The sequence below is a fragment of the Flavobacterium sp. genome (genome assembly GCF_043779715.1).
Taxonomy (GTDB): domain Bacteria; phylum Bacteroidota; class Bacteroidia; order Flavobacteriales; family Flavobacteriaceae; genus Flavobacterium.
This window is the reverse complement of the sequence record NZ_JAYWDT010000149.1, coordinates 1-3410: the sequence shown is the minus strand read 5'-3', so window position 1 is coordinate 3410 and position 3410 is coordinate 1. Positions and strand designations below refer to the sequence as shown.

Here is a 3410-nt window from a genome sequence, read left to right as displayed (position 1 = left end):
TACAAGAATTGATTGATTAACGGCAACTACATCGGTAATTGTACCGTCTTTGTCAATTTCTTTATCAAATTGGAAACTTTTTAAGGAGAAATCTTTTATTTTACCTGTTGTTACAAGTTTTATGAACTTCAGTTGTGAAGCGAGATTAGGTCCTAAATCATGATAATGTAAAAAGGCATCTTTTTCGAAGCCAACATTTACAAAAGCAGCATTAAGACCAGCAACTGGTTTTCTTATTTTGGCAATAAAAATATCGCCTACTTGAAAATTGCTTGTTTCTTCTTCTTTGTGTAATTCAATTAGTTTTCCATCTTTTAATAAGGCAAAATCTACAGCGTCAGAACTAGATCTAATAATCAATTCTTTATTCATGTGTAAATTTTTATCTGCATTTTTTAGATAATAGACAATAGATTGAAAGATAATAGATTTAAAAAAATCTAGAATATTACAATCTGTAATCTAAAATTAAACTAGTACAGATGGATTAAACATTACAGGTTTTACCTGGGAGAAAGTAGATTTTTAGATAAAAAATATTCTAGATAACAAGCTCTTGTCTTTTATCTATTTGTCTTTTATTTATTTGCCTTTTTCTCAATTTCAATGAACGTTTAAAAAGAAAAAAGTAGTTTAAAACTACTTTTTCTTTTTGTGACGGTTAGCTCTCGCACGTTTTTTACGTTTGTGCGTTGCTACCTTATGTCTTTTTCTTTTTTTACCACTTGGCATAATGTGTAGTTTTATTGATTAATAATTTATTTTGTTGTTTCATTATTTGTTTTAACTCCTTCTACAAATACTTTCGCAGGCTTAAATGCTGGAATATTGTGAGCTGGAATTTTAATCGTTGTGTTTTTAGAAATATTTCTTCCAGTTTTTTCAGCTCTAGTTTTTACAATAAAACTTCCGAAACCTCTTAAGTAAACATTATCACCAGTTTCTAATGAATTTTTTACTTCTTCCATAAAAGTTTCTACTGTAGCCTGTACATCTCCTTTTTCTAGTCCTAATTTCTCTGAAATTTTCGCTACGATATCTGCTTTTGTCATTTTAATACGTAATTAAGTTTATGTAATTTTTTGAGGTTGCAAATATATAAATTAAATAAACAATATTTCAAGCTAATTGATTAAAATTTAATCACATAAAATTTTATTTTTGCTAACCAAATAATTTCAATGAATTTTAGCAAAACATTAACCACGTGGTATCTAGAAAATAAGCGCGATTTACCATGGAGAAAAACAACCAATCCTTACTGTATTTGGTTGTCGGAAATCATGCTGCAACAAACACGGGTAGCGCAAGGTTTGCCTTATTATGAGGCTTTTACGACGGAATTTCCAACAGTTTTCGATTTGGCTAATGCCAGCGAAGAACAAGTTCTGAAACTTTGGCAAGGTTTGGGATATTATTCTCGTGCTCGAAATTTGCATGCTACAGCGAAACATATTGCCTATGATTTGAACGGAATTTTTCCGTTAGATTATAAAATTTTACTCAAATTAAAGGGAGTTGGAGAATATACAGCCGCCGCAATTGCATCTTTTTCTTATAATGAAGTGGTTCCTGTCGTAGACGGAAACGTTTTTCGAGTGCTTTCTCGTTATTATAATGTTGCAACCGACATAGCGTCGGCGAAAGCCAAAAAAGAATTCACGCTTTTGGCGCAAGAAGTAATCAATAAAGACAATCCTGCATTATTTAATCAAGCAATTATGGAGTTTGGTGCTTTGCAATGTGTTCCTAAAAATCCTAATTGTACTATTTGCCCGCTTAATACTAGTTGTGCTGCGCTTTCGCTGAAAAAAGTTAGCGAATTACCCGTAAAAATCAAGACATTGAAAGTAAAAAATCGATTTCTGAACTACTTGTATATATTAGACAACAAAAACAAAACGACGATTAACCAACGAACAGCTAAAGGAATTTGGCATAATTTATATGAATTTCCTTTAGTAGAAACTGAAAATTTAGAATCGGACGAAGTTATTTTGGAATTAATTCACAATAAATTTGATGATATTTCCGAAATAACTCTGATGGAAACCGAAACAATAAAGCACAAACTGACGCACCAACATTTGCATATTAAATTTTGGAAAATGAAAAGAAAAACTACGCTAGAAAACGGTCTTGATTTTGAAAGTTTAAATAAATTTCCTTTTCCTATTGTGCTTCACAATTTTATCGAGAATAATAAGTTTTAATTAAAATGCCTTATCTTTGATATTCTCAAATGAAATCACAATGAATGGAACGTTAAATAAAGTCATGTTAATAGGTCATCTTGGAGAAGATGTAAAAATGCATTATTTTGAAGGAGGCAATTGCATCGGGAGATTTCCGCTAGCAACAAATGAGATTTATATTAACAAATCGACTAACGAAAAAATAACTTCGACCGAATGGCACAATGTTGTGGTGCGTAATAAAGCTGCAGAAATTTGCGAAAAATACTTGTCTAAAGGTGATAAAATATACGTAGAAGGCAGAATAAAATCTCGCCAATGGCAAGCCGAAGACGGAACTACTAAATACACGACCGAAATTCAAGCCACGGAATTTACATTTTTGAACACTAAAAAAGATTCTGAAAATGTAAAAACATCATCTGAAGTACCAAAAACAACAAGTTTCGATTCGACTGTCGAAAATGATTTGCCTTTTTAAAACCCAAACAATGTTTAATAAATATTTTACTTTTCTTTCTTTTATTGCAATTACAACTTCTATTGTTGGTTGTAAAGATGATGTTTTACCTAAACCAAAAGCTTATTTGAGTTTAGACTATCCGAAACCAAATTATTCGAATTTCGATAAAACATGTGGTTATAGTTTCCAATATAACACAAATGGAAAAGTTGTAGACAAAGGAAATTGCAATTTCGATATTGATTATCCAAAACTAAAAGCAACGGTTTATTTGAATTACAAACCAGTAAACAACAATCTAAAAGAATTATTGCGAGATGCTCAAAAATTAACTTACGAACACGTTATAAAAGCTGACGGAATTAGCGAACAACCTTATGCCAATAAAGAAAGAAAAGCATACGGAATGTTTTATGAAGTAGGAGGAAATGCAGCTTCTCAATCGCAATTTTACTTAACTGACAGTACAAAACATTTTCTTGTAGGTTCCGTTTATTTTTATGCAAAACCCAATTACGATTCCGTATTACCAGCAGCAGATTACATAAAAAATGATTTACGAATTTTGATGGAAAGTTTGAAATGGAAATAATAAAATTGAATTATATTACCATTTTGCTTTTGAAAATATTATAATATACTACCTGTGTCAGTATGACAAACTGAGAATAATTGACAAACTGAGAATAATTGACAAACTAATCCAGTTAGTTCAAAGATTAAATGGTATAAACAAAAAGGTCTGGCTAAAA

At 30.7% G+C, this 3410-nt stretch carries 4 protein-coding genes and 1 pseudogene; 3 read left to right on the top strand and 2 right to left on the bottom strand.

What is annotated here, in order from left to right:
• Positions 1–372: pseudogene (locus ACH2BG_RS07500) on the bottom strand (ribonuclease E/G); the annotation flags it as partial.
• A gap of 386 nt (positions 373–758) precedes the next feature.
• Entirely contained in the window at positions 759–1052 is a 294-nt protein-coding gene (locus tag ACH2BG_RS07495; RefSeq protein WP_348076710.1) for an HU family DNA-binding protein, read from the bottom strand.
• Positions 1053–1181: 129 nt separating this feature from the next.
• Here ACH2BG_RS07495 and mutY point away from each other — a divergent pair, with 129 nt between their 5' ends.
• From mutY to gldD, 3 genes are read left to right on the top strand one after another with little or no spacing between them, the layout of a single operon-like run.
• Positions 1182–2213, top strand: a complete 1032-nt coding sequence (gene mutY / locus ACH2BG_RS07490; RefSeq protein ID WP_395047085.1) for an A/G-specific adenine glycosylase — start codon at positions 1182–1184, stop codon at positions 2211–2213.
• A gap of 40 nt (positions 2214–2253) precedes the next feature.
• The gene (locus ACH2BG_RS07485; RefSeq protein ID WP_395047084.1) at positions 2254–2676 is read left to right on the top strand and encodes a single-stranded DNA-binding protein; all 423 of its coding nucleotides are present in this window, start codon (positions 2254–2256) and stop codon (positions 2674–2676) included.
• A 10-nt stretch (positions 2677–2686) separates the two neighbouring features.
• Positions 2687–3250 carry a gliding motility lipoprotein GldD gene (gene gldD, locus ACH2BG_RS07480; protein ID WP_395047083.1) on the top strand — a complete coding sequence of 188 codons (564 nt, stop codon included), beginning with the start codon at positions 2687–2689 and terminating at the stop codon, positions 3248–3250.
• Positions 3251–3410: the final 160 nt, after the last annotated feature.

Bases quoted from the DNA above. Each gene is read 5' to 3' on its own strand.
- ACH2BG_RS07495 (WP_348076710.1), bottom strand. From the start codon at position 1,052: ATGACAAAAGCAGATATCGTAGCGAAAATTTCAGAGAAATTAGGACTA.
- gldD (WP_395047083.1), top strand. From the start codon at position 2,687: ATGTTTAATAAATATTTTACTTTTCTTTCTTTTATTGCAATTACAACT.
- mutY (WP_395047085.1), top strand. From the start codon at position 1,182: ATGAATTTTAGCAAAACATTAACCACGTGGTATCTAGAAAATAAGCGC.
- ACH2BG_RS07485 (WP_395047084.1), top strand. From the start codon at position 2,254: ATGAATGGAACGTTAAATAAAGTCATGTTAATAGGTCATCTTGGAGAA.